Origin of the sequence: Pseudomonas sp. NPDC088890, assembly GCF_044900155.1 — a bacterium.
Lineage (GTDB): Bacteria > Pseudomonadota > Gammaproteobacteria > Pseudomonadales > Pseudomonadaceae > Aquipseudomonas > Aquipseudomonas urmiensis.
In genome coordinates this window covers 1-1,139 of the sequence record NZ_JBJDNG010000032.1, presented here as the reverse complement: position 1 = coordinate 1,139, position 1,139 = coordinate 1, and the positions used below count along the sequence as shown (strand labels likewise).

General features: G+C 61.1%; 1 protein-coding gene. It reads left to right on the top strand.

Annotated elements, in window-relative coordinates; translation table 11 throughout:
* Window positions 1-1,139 (top strand): immunoglobulin-like domain-containing protein (locus ACI2JX_RS25035; protein ID WP_404691219.1); only part of this gene is annotated, 1,139 nt, incomplete at both ends.

Here is a 1,139-nt window from a genome sequence, read left to right as displayed (position 1 = left end):
GTGGCGGAAGGCGGTAGCATCGTTTACACCGCTTCGGTCAATGCACCGGTCACCGGCAGCCCGGTCGTGGTGACCTTGGCCAACGGCCAAACCATCACCATCCCGGTTGGCCAGAGTTCCAGCACTGTCAGCACACCAGTGACCAACGACGTCTATCAGGGACATCCTGCGGTCACCACAAACATTACGGGGGTGAGTGGCGGCAACTACGAGAATCTGGTTGGTAACCCGGCACCGGTTACCACCAGCGTCACCGATGTGCAGGACACCACCACGGTCACCCTGACCGCCACACCCTCGGTCGCGGAAGGTGGCAGCATCGTTTACACCGCTTCGGTCAATGCACCCGTCACCGGTACGCCGGTCGTGGTGACCTTGGCCAACGGCCAAACCATCACCATCCCGGTTGGCCAGAGCTCCAGCACTGTCACCACTCCGGTGAGCAATGATGTCTATCAAGGCCACGCCCCGGTCACCAACACCATCACCAATGTCAGCGGTGGCAACTACGAGAATCTGGTTAGCAACCCAGCGCCGGTTTCTACCACTGTCACCGATGTGCAGGACACCACCACGGTCACCCTGACTGCTACGCCTTCGGTGGCGGAAGGCGGCAGCATCGTTTACACCGCTTCGGTCAATGCACCGGTCACCGGCACGCCGGTGGTGGTGACCTTGGCTAATGGCCAAACCATCACTATCCCGGTTGGCCAGAGCTCCAGCACCGTCAGCACCCCGGTGACCAACGATGTCTACCAGGGCCATGCTCCGGTCACCACCCACATCACCAACGTCAGCGGTGGCAACTACGAGAATCTGGTCGGCAACCCAGCGCCGGTTTCTAGCACTGTCACCGATGTGCAGGACACCACCACGGTCACCCTCACTGCTACGCCTTCGGTGACGGAAGGTGGCAGCATCGTTTACACCGCTTCGGTCAATGCGCCGGTCACCGGTAGCCCTGTGATCGTGACCTTGGCCAATGGCCAGACCATCACCATCCCGGTCGGCCAGAGCTCCAGCACTGCCACTACGCCAGTGACAAACGACGTCTATCAAGGACATCCCGCGGTCACCACGAACATCACGGGAGTGAGTGGCGGCAACTACGAGAATCTGGTCGGCAACCCGGCACCGGT